The sequence below is a fragment of the Streptosporangium fragile genome, from assembly GCF_039534445.1.
Classification (GTDB): Bacteria; Actinomycetota; Actinomycetes; order Streptosporangiales; family Streptosporangiaceae; genus Streptosporangium; species Streptosporangium fragile.
Map to the genome: position 1 here is coordinate 45781 of NZ_BAAAVI010000028.1, position 17911 is coordinate 63691.

Below are 17911 nucleotides of genomic sequence, written 5' to 3' on the forward strand. Positions count from 1 at the left end.
GGCTGCGACCGCTCCCTCCACCTTCGAAGGACGGCTCCGCCCTCAGAGATCGTCCGCGTCGATCAGGACCGCGGCGCTCCGTGGTGCGAGCTCAAGGCGGCCTTCCGCGAGCGGGCTCGGTGATTCGGCGCCGACGCCGAGGACCACGGGACGCCACGGGGCGTCGAACGTGACGCGGAAGGTCCGGGCGTCGTCGTCGTAGTTGGCCACGACCACGCATCTGCTGCCGGGACGCGTTCCGCTCTCCCAGACGGCGACCTGGGGCGGGCGTGCCCCGGGATCCTCGCCCGCGACCGTGACCCCTTCCGAGCCGAGGAAGGTGCCGTTCCACAGCCAGGGGGCGAGCCGGCGCCGGAGGTCGTCGACGGCGTTGGCGTACGCGACCGTCTTCGGCATGTCGGACGGGCGCCCCTTGAAATTGAACGGTTCGAGGCTCATGGCGTAGCCGTACAGCAGGCACTGGTTCGCCATGTTGCGGTCGTCGAAACCGACCAGCGCGGTCACCATCCGGACGTCCGAGCGCAGGCGGCGGCCGAGCGGGATGTGCCGTTCGGAGGAACTGCGGAAGTACGAGAGGTCGTAGTGCTCGAACTGCCCGTCATAGCAGCCCTCCCCGGCGATGACGAAATCCTCCGCCACGGCTCCGGCCGCTCCGCGGAGGTCCTCGACGAACGCGCCGTCCCAGAGATAGGCCGACGCCCCCGGCGGGTGGCCGTGGCCGGGCGCGAAGCACAGCAGCGCGCGGCCGTGGTACAGGGACTCGTCCGCGAGCACTCCCGCCGCGCCCCAGCCCGCCATCTCCGCCACCTCCCGGGCGAACGTGCCGCGCAGGGCCTCGGAGGCGAAGCACAGGGGGACGTACCACGGCGTGCTCATGCCGTATCTCTTCCGCGCGGTGTGGTACACCGGTCCGGGCTGGGCGTACGGCTGACCGTTCTCGTCGAGGCAGACGTCGGCGGCGAAGTCGTCCCAGTATCGGCCGGGGCGCTCGACCCACTGGTACTTGACGTACAGCACCGCCTTGACGTCGAGTTCGCGGGCGCGCTCAAGCGCCCGCCGGAGCCCGGGCTCGCCCCCCAGTTTCCCGGCCGGTCGGTGCACCGGCACGAGACCGTCCTGTCCCCCTTCGTTCCAGCCCACGATCTGGATGGCTCCGATGCCTCTCGCCGCGCACTCCTCGATGATCGAGACCAGCTCGTCGAAGTCGTAACGGGGCTCGTTCTCGGTCGACATGAGCTGGACCTGCAGCCACGTTCGCGGCTCCCGCAGCCACCCGGCGGCCGGGATCCGGCTCTCCCGCTGGGTCGCCCGGTACGGGACCAGGCCCTGCTCCCAGGCACCCCGGTAGAGCGCCACCGTGATCGGCAGGGTCCGCAGCCTCTCCCCCGTCCTCACCGGCATCTGGATCGCGTCCAGCGTGATCGAGGAACCGCCGTCGGGCCCTTCCGTGAGCTTCGTGAGACTGTCCAGGTAGCCGGGTTCGAGGGAGAAACGCCACCCGACGAACTCCAGGGTCGGCGACGACGGCATGACCGTGATCCCTCCGGTCTCGCCCGCCAGGACGACAAACGGCGCCGTGGGGTTGCACACCACCTCCGGGCGGAGGTTACCGCTGGCGTGGTCGGGGACCATCGTGCCCCAGTAGGGGGCGTTGCTGTCGAACGACGGGAGCAGCTCCACCCTGCTCCCCTGGGTGTAGTCCGATTTCACCAGGTCGAGGGAGTCGCCGGCCGCCGGTCTGATCCCCCGGAGAGAGGGGAAGCGTACCGCCTCGACCGTCACCTCGCCCGGCACGGCGTCGAGGGTGAGTTCGAGGTGCCCGGCGCCGTCCAACGCGGCCCCGACCTCGACGCGCCCCTCCAGGTACTCGCCGGTGCTCGTCACGAGCCCGTCCCACGCAAGGGAGATCGATCGCCCGTCTTCGTGCGCCGAGGCGGAGGCGAGGGTCTGGGCGTCGGTGGTCGCGACCACGGTGCGGTCCCCGTGCCGGGGAATCTCGAACACGAAGAGCGACGGCCGGGAGTCACCGCCGATCCAGGCGCCGAGTTCGATGTCACGGACGCCCGTGATCCCCCCGGAGACGGCGTCGAACGTGACTTCGGCGCGGTCGTCCCTGATCACCAGTTGCTTCTTCACGGGGATGTCCTCATTTCGCAGTCGTCCGGGTGGCACCGGGCTGAACGTCCGCGGGCGGGCCGAGCCGCCCGGCTACGGCCGGGCGGGCGCGTGGCCCGGCCCGGCCGCGGTGGCGGCCGGTCGCCGCCGATCGCCGTCAGTCGCCCTGCGCGCGTTCCTCCTGGACGGCGTCGTCGAGTTTTCCGAGCACCGTCGCGACATCGGCGCGACCGCCGGTGAGGTTCTGCAACTCGGTGAGCAGGACGTCCTGGAGCCCCGGGACGGGAGGCAGGAGCAGGGTCATGAAGGTGCGCCCCTGCCAGGCCCGCTGCATGTCCGGGAAGAGCGGGTCGAGGGAGCCGAGGTCGATCCCGTCCTTGACCGGGAAGGCCTTCGCGGTGCCCAGGAACTTCTTGTACTCGTCGGCGGAGAACAGGAAGTCGATGAACCGGCTGGCCAGGTCCTTCTTGCCGTTCTTCGGGTTGATCCCCAGCGACACCAGGTAGCTGCCCCACATCGCCTTGGTGTCGGCGGACGCGGTGGTGGGGAAGTTGAAGTAGCCGACGTCGAGCTTGGCCTGCCGTGCCTCGGACAGGATCCACGGCGCGGGGAACATGGCCGCCTTGCCGCGGAGGAAGGCGGACTGGGCGGCCGTCTGGTTGGTGCCCAGCGGGTTGTCCATGAAGTAGGGGACGAGCTCGCGGTAGATCTCCAGGCTTCTCTTCCACCCGGCGTTGGTGGCGATGCTGTCCTTCCCGGCCATCACGTCCTCGTTGAAGTCCGGGTTCTCACCGTAGACGTGCTGGGCGACGGGGTAGTAGATGATGAACTGGGGCCACCAGCTCTCCTGCGCGGACATGGCGAACGGCGTGATCTTCGCCTTCTTCAGCGTGGCGGCCACGTCGAGCAGCTCGTCGTAGGTCCGGGGCTCGTCGGTGACGCCGGCCCGCGCGAACAGCGCCTTGTTGTAGACGATGCCGTTGCCGGACTGGGAGATCGGCACGTAGTGCGCCTGGCCGGCGGGCGCGAAACGGCCGGCCTCGCGCTGCGCGTCCGGGGTCAGCTCGCTGAACCATTTCTCCCTGACCAGGTCGGTGGTGTAACCGGCCTTGATGAATTCGGTCAGGTTCTTCTGGTCGAAGCCGTAGACGTCCGGGCCCGCCCCGCCGGCGAGGCGGCTCTTGAGCACCGTGTCGTAGTTGGTGGTGCTGAAGGTCTCCAGGTTGACCTTGACCCCGGGGTTGCGCTGCTGGAAGTCGTTGATCAGATCCTGGTAGGCCTTCGCGGAGTCCGCGCCGTCACCCCACATCACGAAGCTGAGTGTCTGCTTCGCGTCCGCGGCGCCACCGCCGGCGGTGCCGGCGGTGCATCCGGCCAGCAGCAGCGGCAGCGATGCCAGCAGTACGGACGCCGTGCGCCTGAGTGTGTTCCCCATCCTGCGCTCCTCGTCGCCCCTTGACGGTTCACCGGCAGGTGCCGCCTGACAGGGCAAGTTTCGTAGCTTCACTACACGAATTTGATCGAAGGAGTCGTCTTGAAACGATTTTCTGCTGGGACGTTAGCATCCTCGAAACAAACTGGCTAGCGCCACTACAAAACTTCCCGTTGCCTGTCGCATTCACCGGGTTCACCGCGCTCCCGGAGACCGGCGGGGCCGCGGCCACCACGCGTCGTCATGGAGGTGCGGGGCACGAGGCCGGAGGTGCAGGGCGTGCAGGTGTGAGGCACGGAGATGCGCCGCCGCGGTGCCGCCACCGTCGAACGGAGGCGGAGAACAGAGGGCGGGGGCGAGGCCGGCCGTCAGGACGACCGATCTCCGGTGATCACGGTGTCAATGGCCACGTGCGAGCGCACTCGGGCGAGAAACGACTCTGGGCATCCTCCGCAGTGCGGAGGATGCCCAGAATCAGTGAGGTGCGCCGCCAGGGACTCGAACCCCGGACCCGCTGATTAAGAGTCAGCTGCTCTAACCAACTGAGCTAGCGGCGCCTGAAGCCCTTGAAGAATAGCGCACATCGGGTGCTACTTCGAATCGCCGGACGATCAGCCGCTAAGCTAGAACAACATTCGGTCACGACTGGGAGCACACATGTGGTTCGCCTCGCCCGCTGACGTCCGCGAGCGCCTCAGCGCCGTCGACTACCTCTCCGACGACTCCATCGCGACCTCGGTCTTCCTCGCGGGGGCGCTCGGCAAGCCGCTGCTGGCCGAGGGGCCCGCGGGGGTGGGCAAGACCCAGCTGGCCAAGGCCGTGGCGGCGGCGACCGGGGCGCGGCTGGTCAGGCTGCAGTGCTACGAGGGGCTGGACGAGGCCAGGGCGCTGTACGAGTGGAACTACAAGAAGCAGCTCCTGCGCATCCAGGCCGGGCAGGGTGAGAACTGGGACGCCACCCACGACGACATCTTCACCGAGGAGTTCCTGCTGGAACGGCCGTTGCTGGCGGCCATCCGGTCGGAGACGCCGGTGGTCCTGCTCATCGACGAGACCGACAAGGCCGACGTCGAGGTGGAAGGACTGCTGCTGGAGATCCTGTCGGACTACCAGGTGACGATCCCCGAGCTCGGCACGATCACCGCCGTCCGCAGGCCGTACGTGGTACTGACCTCCAACGCGACCCGCGAGCTGTCCGAGGCGCTGAAACGGCGCTGCCTCTACCTGCACCTGGAGTATCCGGCGCCGGAGCGCGAGCGCGACATCGTGCTGGCCCAGGTGCCCGGGATCGAGGCGGGCCTGGCCGAGCAGCTCGCCCGGGCGGTCGCCACGATGCGCTCCCTGGAGCTGAAGAAGGCGCCCTCCATCGCGGAGACGATCGACTGGGCCAACACGCTGATCGCACTGGGCCGGACCGAACTCGACGAGGCGGCGATCGGGTCCACCCTCGGGGTCGTGCTCAAGCACGCCTCCGACCAGACCCGGGCCCGCAAGGAGCTGGGGCTGTGACCGGCCCGGCCGCCGGGGACACCACCCGGCGGGCCGCATGCGGGAGGCCCCACGGCGCACCACGGGCCGCGGAAAGCGCGATCCGGGCCGCGGGCACCGCGGCCCGGAGGACGGGAGGCGGACGGTGAGCCTGATCGACCGGCACGTGGGGTTCGTCCACGCGCTGCGCGAGGCGGGACTGCCGGTGTCGCTGGCCGAGGGGCTGGACGCGGCCAGGGCGCTGCGGGTGATCGACCTGACCGAGCGGGAGTCGCTGCGGGCCGCGTACGCCGCCACGCTGGTCAAGCGGCCCTCGCACCGGCCGGGCTTCGACACGCTCTTCGACCTGTGGTTCCCGGCCACGACGACCGGCCTGGAGGCCACCCGCGAGGCCGCGCGGGCGGACGAGACGGACCCGGCGACCGCCGAGCTCCCCGAACTGCGCGACCGGCTGGCGGAGCTGCTGCTGGGCGCCGAGGGGATGAACGAGTTCGCGCGGGCGATGGTGGAGCGCTTCGGGCGCCTGCCCGCGGGCCCCGGCCGGCAGAACTGGTTCTCCTACCCGGTGATGCGGGCGCTCTCCCCGGAGACGCTCATGGCGCGGCTGCTCGCGGAGGTCCTGGGCGGCCGGGAGCGCGGCGGGCTCGCCGAGAAGGTCGCCCGGCAGCGGATCGGCGAGAACACCAGGCGGTTCGAGGACGCGGTCGCCACCGACGTGCGCCGCCGGATCGCCGAGGACGCGGGGATCGAGCGGATCGCCCGCTCCTCCGTACGGCCGCCGCTGGAGCAGCTCGACTTCCTGCGGGTCACCAAGGCCGACCTGGCGAGGCTGCGCAGGGAGGTGCACCCGCTCGCCCGCCGCCTGGCCGCCCGGCTGACCGTCAAGCACCGCCTCGGCCACCGCGGCCGCCTGGACTTCCGCCGGACCGTACGGGCCTCGCTGTCCAGCGGCGGGGTGCCGCTGACCACCTTCAACCGGCCGCGCCGGCCGCACAAGCCCGAACTCGTGGTGCTCTGCGACGTCAGCGACTCGGTCGCCTCCTTCGCCCACTTCACCCTGCTGCTGACCTACGCGCTGCGCGAGCAGTTCACCAAGGTCCGCGCGTTCGGGTTCGTGGACACCGTGGACGAGATCACCCGGTTCTTCGTCCCGGGCGCCGACGTGGTGGAGGCCATGACACGGCTCACGAAGGAGGCCGACATGGTCCGGTTCGGGCGGACCAACTACGGTTACGCGCTGGAGCGGTTCGCCGAGCGGTACGGCGAGGCGGTCGGTCCGAAGACGTCCCTGCTGATTCTGGGCGACGCGCGGTCCAACTACCAGCCGCCCGCGCTGGAGACGCTGAAACGCCTGAGCGGGGCCGCCCGGCACGCGTACTGGCTCAACCCGGAGCCGGTCGCCCAGTGGGACACCGGCGACTCGCTGGCGACGGCGTACGGCGGGGTCGTCCCGATGCACGAGTGCCGCAACGTCACCCAGCTGGCCGCCTTCATCGAGAAGCTCGCCTGACCCGGCCCCGTTCCCGACCGGCGGGAACGGGTGAGGTCAGCTCATCCGGCGCAGCACCCGGGCGGCGGTCCTGGCCAGCACCTCCACCTGGGAGTCGTCGTACTCGGCCCGCGGTCCGTTCAGGATCCAGCGCGCCACCAGGCGGGGCTTGAGGAGGGTGATCCCCTCGGCGGTGACCGACCGCCTGAGCTCGCCGCCGTGCACGGCCAGCAACGGCTCGATGGTGACGGGGATGCCCGACTCCCGGGAGAGCACCTCGGCCAGCGACTCGGAGACGTCGACGAGCGCCTTGGCCACCTTCGAGCCGTACTTCTCCCCCAGGAACAGCCGGTCGCCGTACCGGGCGATCTCGGTCTCCGGGTCCCACGCCTCGTTGTCGACCACCCACACGCCGCCGGGGCCGATGACGAGGTGGTCCACCGAGGCCTTGCCCGGGACGGCCCGGCCGTCGAGGATCCGGTAGCCGCGTCTGCCGAGCCTGCGGCGGAGCAGCCTGCCGGTGATGGTCTCGCCGCGGCGCCGGCCGCGCCAGACCGCGGTGGCCTCGTACGACCACCAGGCCCAGAACGCGTCCCCGGCGGCGACGAGCGCGGCACAGACGATCCCCGTGATCGGCACGGACAGTCCGAAGCGGTAGGCCAGCGCGACGCCCACGGCCAGGCCGCCCACGGCCTTGACGGCACGCATCTTCCTGCGCTCGCCGGCTTCCTTGCGCCAGAACTGCTCGTACATGACCTGCGGCGACAGGCCGTGGACCTGGTCTTCCGGCGTCACGTAGATGGATCCGCCTGGCACAGCGCACCCCCAGAGGCTCGGACGGTCGAAGAAGGAGCGGGACCTGCCACGCTGAAGATCCTTAGACTATGAAATACCCAATTGGGGACTCCAGGTATCCCCTCCGGGTGAAGGTGACGCAAGTAACACACATCCGTCAGCCGCCGAGCGTTTAACCCAGGCGTGTCAATGATTTAACCGACCAGTCGGTATGCTTTCCCCACGACACCATGGGGGACGGATGACTCAGGACCGGGAGCCGGTACGCCAGCGTCTGCTCAGCGAGGCCACGCGCCTGTTCGCCGAGCGGGGCTTCGAGAGCACGTCGGTGCAGGAGGTGGTCTCGGCCGCCGGCGTCACCAAGGGCGCCATGTACCACTACTTCGACTCGAAGGACGACCTGCTTCACGAGATCTACGGGCGCGTGCTGCGCATGCAGATGGAGCGCCTCAACCGCTTCGCCGACGGCCCGGGAACGGTGTCCGAGCGCCTGCACTCCGCCGCCGCCGACGTCGTGACGACCACGGTGGACAACCTGGACGACTCCAAGATCTTCTTCCGCTCGATGCACCTGCTCGCACCCGACACCCGCAAGAGCGTCCGCGCCGAGCGGCGCCGCTACCACGAGCGCTTCCGCGACCTGGTCGCCGAGGGGCAACGCGACGGCACCTTCAGAACCGACGTCCCCGCCGACATCGTCGTCGACTTCTTCTTCGGCTCGGTCCACCATCTGGGCACCTGGTACAACTCGGAGGGCGCGCTCTCCGGTGCCGAACTCGGCACGCACTTCGCCGACCTGCTCCTCGCCTCCCTCCGCCCGGAGTAGGCGCCCGCGCGGCCGGAAGAGGGGCCCACGCCGCCCGGTGCGGGCGCCCCGGACCCCGCGCCCCGCGCGCCCGGCAGCCGGACAGACCGGGCGCCCGCACCGGACAGGCCCACCCGCCCGGCGAAGCGCGCCCGGCCACCGGGCAGACGCCCGGACCGGTCAGGCGACCGGCCCGGGCAGGTCGGCCAGGACCGCCACGGCGTCCCGATGGGCCCCGGGGGTGCCGAGCGCGATCTGGCCGGCCTTGGCCCGCTTGAGATACAGGTGCACCGGGTGCTCCCAGGTCATCCCGATGCCGCCGTGGAGCTGGACGCTCTCCTCGGCGACGTGCAGCGCCACCTCCGAGCACCAGGACTTGGCCACCGCCACGGCCAGTTCGTCGCCCCGGTCGTCCCGCTCACCGGCGGCGGCCGGGTCCGCGGCCTCGGCCAGCAGGTTCGCGGCGTTCCTCGCGGCGGCACGGGCGCGCACCACGTCCAGCCAGAGGTCGGCCATCCGGTGCTTGATCGCCTGGAAGGATCCGACCGGCCGGGCGAACTGGTGGCGCTCCCTGATGTAGGCGAGCGTCGTGTCGAAGCACCACTCGGCGACGCCGAGCTGCTCGGAGGCGAGCAGCCCCGCACCGGCGAGCAGGGCCCGCCGCACGTCGTCGCCGCCCGCGCCCTCGATCCGCCGGCCCGGCGCCGACGACAGCGTCACGGTCCCGATCGGCCGGGTCAGGTCGAGCGACGGGACGACCTCCACGGTCGCGTCCGCCGCGCCCACCGCGTACAGCCCGCCGTCGGCGGGGACCAGCAGCACGTCGGCGACGTCGGCGCCCGCGACGGCGCGCACCTGCCCGCTCAGCGCGCCGTCCCGCACGGTCACGGTCTCGGCGAACCGGTACGGCGAGACCGCGAACGGCACCACCAGGGCCGCCGTGACCTCCCCGTCCGCCAGCGCGCCCAGCAACTCGTCGCCGGAACCGAGCAGGGCCGAGGTGGCGAGCACCGAGCTGGTGAGGAACGGCAGCGGCGCCACCGCCCGCCCCAGCTCCTCCAGCACCACCGCGACCTCCCGCGCGGACGCCCCGGCCCCGCCGTGCTCCTCCGGCACGAGCAGGCCCGCCGCCCCCACCTGGTGGGCCAGCGTCTTCCACAGATCCATGTCGTACGGGGTGGCGGACTCGACCCGCCGCAGCACGGCGCCCGGGCCGCAGCGGTCCGCGAGCAGGTCCCGCACGGAGGCCCGGAGCTCCTCCTCGACCTCGGTGTACAGCAGTGTCATCGGTCGCTCACCACTCCTCGTTCGCTACGCGGCCCACTCGTCCCTCGCGGCCCACTCCGCGCACTACGTCGGACTCGCTCCCCGTCATCGGTCGCTCACCACTCCTCGTTCGCTACGCGGCCCACTCGTCCCTCGCGGCCCACTCCGCGCACCGCGTCGGACTCGCTCCCCGTCATCGGTCACCCGCCGCTCCCCATCCGCTGCGCAGTGGCCGCCGGGCCTCATCGGGGAAGGTCCTTCCAGGGGACGTCCTTGTCGACGCGGGGTTCCGAGGGCAGGCCGAGCACGCGCTCGGCGACGATGTTGCGCAGGATCTCCGAGGTGCCGCCCTCGATGGAGTTGCCCTTGGCCCGCAGGTAGCGGTAGCCGGGGCCGCGGCCGAAGAAGTCGACGCTGTCGGAGCGGCGGAAGCTCCAGTCGTCGTAGGTCAGGCCCTCCTCACCGCGCATCTCCACGTCCAGCCCGGACAGGGCCTGGTTGAGCGAGGCGAAGGAGAGCTTCATCCCGGAACCCTCCGGCCCCGGCTGCCCGGCGGCGAGCTGCTCGCGGAGCCGGGTACCGGCCAGGCGGGTGACCTCGGCCTCCACCCACAGGCGCAGCAGCCGCCCGTGCAGGTCGTGGGTGCGCAGTTCGGGCCGGGCGCGCCAGGTCTCGGCGACCAGGCCGACCATGCCGCCGCCCCGCCGGACCGGCCCGCCGCCGATCGCCACGCGCTCGTTCATGAGCGTGGTCTGGGCGACCCGCCAGCCGTCGCCGACCTCCCCCAGCCGCAGGTCGTCGCCGAGGCGCACGCCGGTGAGGAAGACCTCGTTGAACTCGGCCTCACCGGTGATCTGCCGCAGCGGCCGCACCTCGACCCCGGGGGCGTGCATGTCGCACACGAAGTAGGTGAGCCCCCGGTGCTTGGGCACGTTCACGTCGGTCCTGGCGACCAGGATGCCCCACCGGGCGTGGTGGGCCCCGGAGGTCCACACCTTCTGCCCGTCCACGACCCACTCGTCGCCGTCCCTGACCGCCCGCGTGGCGAGAGTGGCCAGGTCGGATCCGGCACCGGGCTCGCTGAAGAGCTGACACCAGATCTCCTCGCCCGTCCACAGCGGGCGCAGGAAGCGCCTGCGCTGCTCGTCGGTGCCGAACGCCAGGATCGTCGGCGCCGCCATGCCCAGGCCGATCGTCTGCAGCCCGGGGTTGATCTGCGGGGTCCCCGCGAACTCTCGCTCCACGACGTTCTGCAGCTCGCGGGGGGCGCCGAGCCCGCCGAGCCCCTCGGGGAAGTGCACCCAGGCCAGCCCGGCGTCGAACCGGGCCCGCAGGAACTCCAGCCGGTCGCCGGCCGGGTCGTGCCCGGCCAGGAACGCGGCCACGCGCTCCTTGATCGCCTCTTCGTCCAACGCCACGAACGCTCCCTTCGTCGATACCTCGTGCCGCGGTGGCCCGTCTCCCGGGTCACCTGTGCTTCTTGAGCTCCCGGTTGGCCAGGGAGCGCTTGTGGACCTCGTCGGGCCCGTCGGCGAGCCGCAACGACCGGGCGCCCGCCCACAGGCCGGCCAGCGGGAAGTCCTGGCTGACGCCTCCGGCGCCGTGGCACTGGATGGCCTTGTCGAGGATCCACTCCACCTCGCGCGGGGTGGCGATCTTGATCGCCTGGATCTCGGTGTGGGCGCCCCGGTTGCCCACCGTGTCCATCAGCCAGGCGGTCTTCAGCACGAGCAGGCGGAGTTGCTCGATCTTCACCCGCGACTCGGCGATCCAGTCCTGGACCACGCCCTGCCGGGCGATGGGCCCGCCGAACGCCGTCCGCGACAGGGCGCGGGCGCACATCAGCTCGACGGCCCGCTCGGCCATCCCGATCAGCCGCATGCAGTGGTGGATCCGCCCGGGCCCGAGACGGGCCTGGGCGATGGCGAAGCCGCCGCCCTCCTCACCGATCAGGTTGTCCACCGGCACCCGGGCGTCCTCGAACACGATCTCGGCGTGGCCGCCGTGGTCGGCGTCGGAGTAGCCGAACACGTGCATGCCCCGCTTGACGTGCACGCCGGGCGTCTCGCGCGGCACCAGGATCATCGACTGCCGCCGGTGCGAGGACGCCTCGGGGTCGGTCTCACCCATCACGATGAAGATCTTGCAGTTGGGGTTCATCGCGCCCGAGGCGAACCACTTGCGTCCGTTGACGACGTACTCGGAGCCGTCCCTGACGATCGACAGCGCGATGTTGGTGGCGTCGGAGGACGCGACGTCGGGCTCGGTCATCGCGAACGCCGACCGGATCTCGCCGCGGAGCAGCGGCTCCAGCCAATCCTTGCGCTGCCGGTCGCTGCCGAACATGGAGAGGACCTCCATGTTGCCGGTGTCGGGGGCGGCGCAGTTGGTCGCCACGGGGGCGATCCTCGGCGAGCGGCCCATGATCTCGGCCAGCGGCGCGTACTGCAGGTTGGTCAGCCCCGCACCGTGCTCACCGGGCAGGAACAGGTTCCACAGGCCGCGCCCGCGCGCCTCCTCCTTGAGGTCCTCCAGCAGCGGCGGAGCCGCCCACCCGCTCGCGGCGGCCTGGACCTCGAAATCCTCCTCCGCCGGGTAGACGCACTCGTCCATGAAGGCGAGCAGCCGCTCGCGCAACTCCTCGGTCCGGGCGTCGAACGCGAAATCCACAGGCCCCTCCTCACAGTTCCCCAGGAGCGTACCGACCGGACGGTATGAGTGTCGACATGCCTTCCCGTCCGATCTCCCCGATCCCACCTGTTTCGCCACGGCGAAGAAGGCCCGTCCCGACCGGAAAGGCGTCACACCACCGGGCAGGACCGGCCCGTACGGCCGCCGGAAGACCGCCGCGCACCGGGTGACGAGCGCCGAGAAGCCGGGGACGAGGGAGAAACGTCTCGCGGAGCCGATCGCGGAGTCGGCGCGGAAACGGCGGCTCACTCGGTCCGACCGCAGAGTGGTCTCCGGAAAGCCCTCCCGAGTGGCCCTTCAGGCGGGTCCACCCGGGGCCGTAACGTCACCGGCATGACCGCGAGCATGCCCGCCCCCGTCGTCCTCACCGGCGACGTCGTCCGCCTGGAGCCGCTGAGCCTCGACCACGTCCCCGACCTGTTCCTGGCCGGGGGCGGCGACGAGGAGGTGTGGCGCTGGCTGCCCGCCCCGGCCCCGCGCACCGAGGACGAGCTGGCGGTGCTCACGAAGGGCCTGATCGACGACCCGGATCACGTGCCGCACGCGGTGGTCCTCAAGGAGACGGGCCGCGCGACCGGCTGGACCTGCTACGTCGACACGCCCGGTTACGCCGAGAGCATCGAGATCGGCTGGACCTGGTACGGCAGGGCCGTGTGGCGCTCGGCCGTGAACACCGAGTGCAAGGTCCTGCTGATCGACCACGCCTTCGACAAGCTCGGCGTGAACCGGGTCGTGCTCAAGACCGACATCCTCAACACCCGCTCGCAGGCCGCGATCCGGCGGATCGGCGGCGTCGCCGAGGGCGTCCTGCGCCGCCAGCGCCGCCGCCGGGACGGCACCTGGCGCGACACCGCCTACTTCAGCATCCTGGACGACGAGTGGCCCGCCCACCGGGCCCGCCTCACGGGCCTTCCCCGCTGAACACACCACCGGGCCCGCCTCGCAGGTCCTCCCCTCCCAGCATGCCGCGCAGGAACTCCCTGACGCCGAGGCGGAGGTCGTCGAGGGTCGGCTCGGCGCCGGCGCCGACGACGGCGTCGAACATCACGCCCTCGCTGAAGGCGAAGACCTGCCGGGCGTGCCGGACCGGGTCGGACGAGCCGGCGGCGGAGAGGATCGCGACCGCCGGCTCGCGGAAGCGCTCACCCAGCCGGTCGTAGATCCGGCGCAGCTCGGGACGTCGGGTGGCCTCCAGGGCCAGTTCGTAACGGGCGATCGTGCTGCCGCGGCCCACGGTCAGCTGCGCCCAGAGCGCCTGGGCGGTCATCTCGGCGAGGGCATCCAGATCGCCCGGCTCGGCAGCGCTGAGAACCGGCTGGAACACGGCCGCCTCCAGCTGGGTCAGCCGCGCGAGCGCCAGCTCCAGCAGCGCGGATCGGGTGCGGGCCAGGTTGGACGTCGAGCCGGGCGGCAGGCCCGCCGCCTCGTCCACCGCCCGGTGGGTCAGGCCGCGCATCCCGCGCTCCACCAGCAGGCCGATGGCGGTGTCGGCGACGAGTTCGGCACGTTGGGACTTCACCCCTCAATACTACATTTGTAGTTGGAATGCGGGCGCGATAGCATCGCACTACACATGTAGTGAGGGAGTGGCCATGTTCCGGGCAGTGGTGATCGGGGCGGGCATCGGCGGCCTGACGGCGGCGGTGGCCCTGCAACGGTGGGGCTGGGAGGTGACTCTGTTCGAGAGGGCGGCGTCCCTGGAGCCGGTCGGCTCCGGCCTCGCGGTCGCCGCCAACGCGCTCAAGGCGCTCGACACGATCGGGATCGGCGACGAGATCCGCGCTCTCTCGGCGATCCGCGGCGAGGGCGGCATCCGGCGGTCCGGCGGCGGGTGGCTGGTGCGGACCACCGAGGAGGCCGCCTCCGCCCGGTACGGCGACTCCGTGGTGCTGCTGCGCCGCGCGGATCTGGTCGACGCGCTCTCCTCCCGCCTCGCCCCCGGGACGCTCCGGCTGGACACCACGGTCACGGGCGTCGACCCGGAGACCGGCCGGGTGGCCTTCACGCGCCGGGAACCCTCAGGAAACGAGGGAGGCGCCGGAGAGACCAGCGGCGCCGACGGCGCCGGCGGTCCCGCCACCGGGGACGACGCGGCGGGGGCCGGCACGGAAGGGACGGAAGGGACGGTGAAGGCGCACCTGGTGGTGGCCGCCGACGGCATCCACTCCCCCACCCGGGCCGCGCTGTTCCCCCACCACCCCGGCCCGCGCTACGCCGGGATCACCAGCTGGCGGATGCTCATCCCCGGCGGTGGCGTCCCCGGCCAGACGTACGAGAGCTGGGGCCGCGGGAAAATCTTCGGGGTCATGCCACTGGCCGGGGACCTGGCCTACTGTTACGCCACCGACACCGTCCCTGCGGGCGGCGACCGGGGCGGCGACCAGCGGGCCGAGCTGCTGCGGCGGTTCGGCGACTGGCATGACCCGATCCCGGCGCTGCTCGCCGCCGTCGCGCCGGAGAACGTGCTGCGCAACGACGTCTACCACCTCGCGACCCCGCTGCCCGCGATGCACCGGGGCAAGGTCGCCCTGCTGGGCGACGCCGCGCACGCGATGACCCCCAACCTGGGGCAGGGCGCCTGCCAGGCCGTCGAGGACGCGGTGGTGCTGGCCCACACGACCACGATGGTCGTGTCCGCACCGACCGGCAGGTTCCCCGCGCACCCCGACGACACCGTACCGGCCGGGCTGGCCGCCTACACCGCCGCCCGCCTGGAACGGACCTCCCGGATCGTGGCCAGGTCCGCCGCGGTCTGCCGGGCCACCCGGTTGCGCGACCCGCTGACCGTGAGGCTGCGCGACACGCTGGTGACCCTCGGCTGGCGGCTCGCCTCGGCTCGGATGACCGCCGCCATGGACGAGGTCCTCGGCTGGACGCCCCCGGACGTCGTAGAGGGGGCCATCCGCGGCTGGACACCCCTGGACGAGCGGGAGGAACCCCCCGGCCGGACGCACCGGTCGACGTGACCTGGCCGCCTCCGCGCCCGGCGCGACGGCTACGGCGCGACGGGGGTCTTCGCCTGCTCCCGCATCTCGGCGGAGACGCCCTTGTCGGGAGCGAGGCGGGCCAGGGTGATCGTCCCCCAGATCAGCACGGCGGCGGCGAAGAGGGCGGGGATCACGTTCGACCAGCCGCTCGGCATCGCCTCGTCGAGCAGGAGCGCCCCGGCGAGGATCGAGGTGATCGGGTCGACCACCTGGACCGCGGCGTAGGCGATCCCGAAGTAACCCACCTCGTACGACTTCTGGAGCAGCACGACCGCCCAGATGAGCAGGATCGGGATGGCGAGCGAGAACCAGGTGAGCAGGTTGGCGAAGTCGCCCTTGAAGTTGCCGCCCACCACCCGGACGAAGGTGGACACGCTGGCCGTCACCGCCCCGGCGGCGACCGACAGCAGCAGCACCTTGGGCACGCCGGTCGCCTTCCGTCCGGCCAGGTGGGCCAGCAGCACGACCAGCCCGACGGTCCCGATGAAGCCGAACGCCTCCGGATTCGTCATGTGCGGGGTCACCGAGTGCATCGGCACCAGCAGGAGCAGGCCGAGCAGCCCGGCGGCGACCGCGATCGACCCGAAGAACTCGCCCCGGTGCGGGCGCCTGCCGTGCAGCAGCGCCGCCAGCGGCACGGCGAACACCAGGGTCAGCACGCTGATGGGCTGGATCGCGACCAGGGGCGCGAAGCTGAGGGCGACGGCGTGCAGGGAGGCACCGGTGAACCCGATGACGCCGCCCAGCCACCAGCGGGGCCGCCGCATCAGCTTGAGCGAGGCGCCCTCGGAGACCGCTTCAAACTGCTGGAGCGCGGCCCCCAGCGCGTAACCCAGCGCGCCGACCAGAGCGATCGAGACACCGATCCAGGTCATCACCACCTACCCGGGAGGATAGGTCGTCCGGTGAAAAGCGATTCTCGGGTCATTCCGCAAGCTTAGAGCGCCCGGCAGACGGGTAGGGACGTGCGCCCGTCCACGGGACGGACGCATGGCGGACCTCCGCCGACGTACGGCGGACCTCCGCCCGGCCGCCGGGGCCGCCTCCCGCCGTCCCGGCGGGTCGGAGGCGGCGGGAGGCGGTGAGGTGCGGCTCCGCGGAGGTCGGGGCCGAAGCCGGAGCCGAACCTGGAGCCGAGGCCGGAGCCGGAGTCAGTCCCGGGTCGGGCAGACGCAGAACAGGTGGCCCTCCGGGTCGGCGAGCACCACCCAGTTGCCCTCGCCGGGCTGGAAGGCGGGCTTGGTGGCCCCGAGTTCCAGGTAGTCCCGGACGGCCTCGTCGACGTCGGGGACGCGGACGTCGAGGTGGAACTGCTTGTCCGGGCCGGGCCAGTCGGCGGGCTTGCGGTCGAGGTTCTGCTGGAAGTAGATGCTCGTCGTGCCGTCGCCGATGCCGGCGTAGGTGTCCTCGGCGTACTGGACCTCGTAGCCGAAGACGGCCGCGTAGAACTCGGCCAGCCGGCGGGGCTCGGCACAGTCGATGTTCACGGCGATGAGTTTCGCGGTCATGGTCATGGCACGATCGTCCCGCCCATACCTGTCAGGTGCCGTCATGATTGCCGGACGCATGGCGCCCGGATAAGCGCTGGCCGCCGCGAGAGGCTGCCGACTAGGCTGGTGTCGTGCCTCGCATCATGATCGTTTCTCCGCCGCCCGCCCGCTAGCGGGCGGCTCCCTCTCCTGACGACCGGGTCCGAGCGGCCCGGTGGGTGGTCGCTGCCCGCATACGTGCGGCCTGACGACACCACTCAGCTGGAGAGAATTCATGACGCATGTCTCCGTGCGGCGGGGCCTGCTGTACGTATCGATCGCGGCGACCGCCTGGGGCACCGGCGGCGCCGCCGCGGCGCTGCTCCACCGGGCGGGCGGGCTCGGGCCCGTCGCCGCCTGCTTCTGGCGGTTCGCCATCGGGGCGGCCGCGCTCCTGCTCACCGCCCGCCTGCTCGGCCGGGGCCGGGCGCGACCGTTCACCGCGGGTCCGGTCACCGGACGGACCGCGGCCACGGGCGTGGCGATGGCCGTCTCCCAGGCGGCCTACTTCGCGTCGGTCTCCGCGTCGGGGCTGGCCGTGGCGACCGTGGTCACCATAGGCGCCGCGCCCGTCCTGGTGACCGCCGGAGCGCGGCTGCTGCTGGGCGAGCAACCGGGCGCGGCCGGGCTGGGCGCGGTGGCGGTCGCCCTGACCGGCCTGACGATGCTGACCCTCGGCGACGGGCCGGCGGCCTTCTCGGCGGCCGGCATCGGCTGGGCGCTGCTCTCGGCGGCGACCTACGCGGGCGTGACCCTGCTCAACCGGGCCTCCACCGGCGAACCGTACGGCACCGCCATGGGCGCCTTCGCCGTCGGCGGGATCTGCCTGCTGCCGGTCGCGCTGGCTCAGGGGCTGCTGCCCGCCGGTGACCTGCTCACGTCCTACGCGATCATCGTCTACCTGGGCACGGTCCCGACGGCCCTGGCCTACGGGATCTTCTTCGCGGGCCTCACCGCGGTACGCGCCACGACGGCCTCGGTGATCGCCCTCGTGGAGCCGGTCGGCGCGGCGGCCATCGGGGTGTTCCTGCTCGGCGAGCGGCTGACCCCGTCGGCCGTCGCCGGCGCGGTCCTGCTGCTCGGCGCGGTCGTTCTGCTCGCGCTGAAGGAGCGGGGGCGGATGACAGCCGGGGCGTGAACCGGCGGAGCGGCGGGACGCGGGCCCGCCCGGCGCGCCCGCGCCCGGACCGGCGGACGCGGCCCTGAGCGGGCGGGCGCGGGTGCGGGCGCCGTACCGGACACGGCGCGACCCGCCGCGCCGGAAGCGAGCACCGGCCCGCCGCGCCGGACGCGGGCACGGGTGCGCGCCCGCCC

At 72.0% G+C, this 17911-nt stretch carries 15 protein-coding genes and 1 tRNA gene; 6 read left to right on the top strand and 10 right to left on the bottom strand.

Translation table 11 applies throughout. The annotated features are described in order from the left end of the window. Nucleotides 1-42: 42 nt before the first annotated feature. The 3 genes from ABD841_RS20065 to ABD841_RS20075 form a co-directional block, all read right to left on the bottom strand. Nucleotides 43-2136 (bottom strand): DUF6259 domain-containing protein, encoded by a 2094-nt coding sequence (locus ABD841_RS20065; protein ID WP_344973783.1) that lies wholly within the window; start codon nucleotides 2134-2136, stop codon nucleotides 43-45. Between the two features lie 136 nt (nucleotides 2137-2272). Then, nucleotides 2273-3550 (bottom strand): ABC transporter substrate-binding protein, encoded by a 1278-nt coding sequence (locus ABD841_RS20070; protein ID WP_344973786.1) that lies wholly within the window; start codon nucleotides 3548-3550, stop codon nucleotides 2273-2275. A 480-nt stretch (nucleotides 3551-4030) separates the two neighbouring features. Next, nucleotides 4031-4104 (bottom strand) — tRNA-Lys (locus ABD841_RS20075). 100 nt (nucleotides 4105-4204) lie between these two features. Between ABD841_RS20075 and ABD841_RS20080 the strand changes: the two genes are divergently transcribed. Next, a complete protein-coding gene (locus ABD841_RS20080; RefSeq protein ID WP_344973789.1) occupies nucleotides 4205-5056 on the top strand; it encodes an AAA family ATPase in 852 nt (283 codons plus the stop codon). Between the two features lie 124 nt (nucleotides 5057-5180). Then, a complete protein-coding gene (locus tag ABD841_RS20085) occupies nucleotides 5181-6545 on the top strand; it encodes a vWA domain-containing protein (RefSeq protein ID WP_344973792.1) in 1365 nt (454 codons plus the stop codon). A 36-nt stretch (nucleotides 6546-6581) separates the two neighbouring features. Here ABD841_RS20085 and ABD841_RS20090 read toward each other — a convergent pair whose 3' ends face one another. Next, nucleotides 6582-7319, bottom strand: a complete 738-nt coding sequence (locus ABD841_RS20090) for an NERD domain-containing protein (protein WP_344973795.1) — start codon at nucleotides 7317-7319, stop codon at nucleotides 6582-6584. Nucleotides 7320-7560: 241 nt separating this feature from the next. On the opposite strand from ABD841_RS20090, the gene ABD841_RS20095 reads away from it, so the two are divergent. After that, nucleotides 7561-8145, top strand: a complete 585-nt coding sequence (locus tag ABD841_RS20095; RefSeq protein WP_344973798.1) for a TetR/AcrR family transcriptional regulator — start codon at nucleotides 7561-7563, stop codon at nucleotides 8143-8145. 159 nt (nucleotides 8146-8304) lie between these two features. Here ABD841_RS20095 and ABD841_RS20100 read toward each other — a convergent pair whose 3' ends face one another. From ABD841_RS20100 to ABD841_RS20110, 3 genes are all read right to left on the bottom strand, one after another. Further along, entirely contained in the window at nucleotides 8305-9411 is a 1107-nt protein-coding gene (locus ABD841_RS20100; protein ID WP_344973801.1) for an acyl-CoA dehydrogenase family protein, read from the bottom strand. A 221-nt stretch (nucleotides 9412-9632) separates the two neighbouring features. Then, a complete protein-coding gene (locus tag ABD841_RS20105; RefSeq protein WP_425582011.1) occupies nucleotides 9633-10808 on the bottom strand; it encodes an acyl-CoA dehydrogenase family protein in 1176 nt (391 codons plus the stop codon). A gap of 49 nt (nucleotides 10809-10857) precedes the next feature. Beyond that, nucleotides 10858-12060 (bottom strand): acyl-CoA dehydrogenase family protein, encoded by a 1203-nt coding sequence (locus ABD841_RS20110; RefSeq protein ID WP_344973804.1) that lies wholly within the window; start codon nucleotides 12058-12060, stop codon nucleotides 10858-10860. A gap of 354 nt (nucleotides 12061-12414) precedes the next feature. On the opposite strand from ABD841_RS20110, the gene ABD841_RS20115 reads away from it, so the two are divergent. Beyond that, entirely contained in the window at nucleotides 12415-13002 is a 588-nt protein-coding gene (locus ABD841_RS20115; protein WP_344973807.1) for a GNAT family N-acetyltransferase, read from the top strand. Here ABD841_RS20115 and ABD841_RS20120 read toward each other — a convergent pair. After that, nucleotides 12983-13600, bottom strand: coding sequence for a TetR/AcrR family transcriptional regulator (locus ABD841_RS20120; RefSeq protein ID WP_344973810.1), 618 nt, complete (start codon nucleotides 13598-13600; stop codon nucleotides 12983-12985). The genes ABD841_RS20115 and ABD841_RS20120 overlap by 20 nt on opposite strands. A gap of 73 nt (nucleotides 13601-13673) precedes the next feature. On the opposite strand from ABD841_RS20120, the gene ABD841_RS20125 reads away from it, so the two are divergent. Next, on the top strand, nucleotides 13674-15047 hold the full coding sequence (locus tag ABD841_RS20125) for an FAD-dependent monooxygenase (protein WP_344973813.1): 1374 nt from the start codon (nucleotides 13674-13676) through the stop codon (nucleotides 15045-15047). Nucleotides 15048-15076: 29 nt separating this feature from the next. Here ABD841_RS20125 and ABD841_RS20130 read toward each other — a convergent pair whose 3' ends face one another. Next, entirely contained in the window at nucleotides 15077-15943 is an 867-nt protein-coding gene (locus tag ABD841_RS20130; RefSeq protein WP_344973815.1) for a DMT family transporter, read from the bottom strand. 276 nt (nucleotides 15944-16219) lie between these two features. After that, nucleotides 16220-16582, bottom strand: a complete 363-nt coding sequence (locus tag ABD841_RS20135) for a VOC family protein (protein ID WP_344973817.1) — start codon at nucleotides 16580-16582, stop codon at nucleotides 16220-16222. Between the two features lie 250 nt (nucleotides 16583-16832). Here ABD841_RS20135 and ABD841_RS20140 point away from each other — a divergent pair, with 250 nt between their 5' ends. After that, nucleotides 16833-17735 (top strand): EamA family transporter, encoded by a 903-nt coding sequence (locus ABD841_RS20140; protein ID WP_344973819.1) that lies wholly within the window; start codon nucleotides 16833-16835, stop codon nucleotides 17733-17735. Nucleotides 17736-17911: the final 176 nt, after the last annotated feature.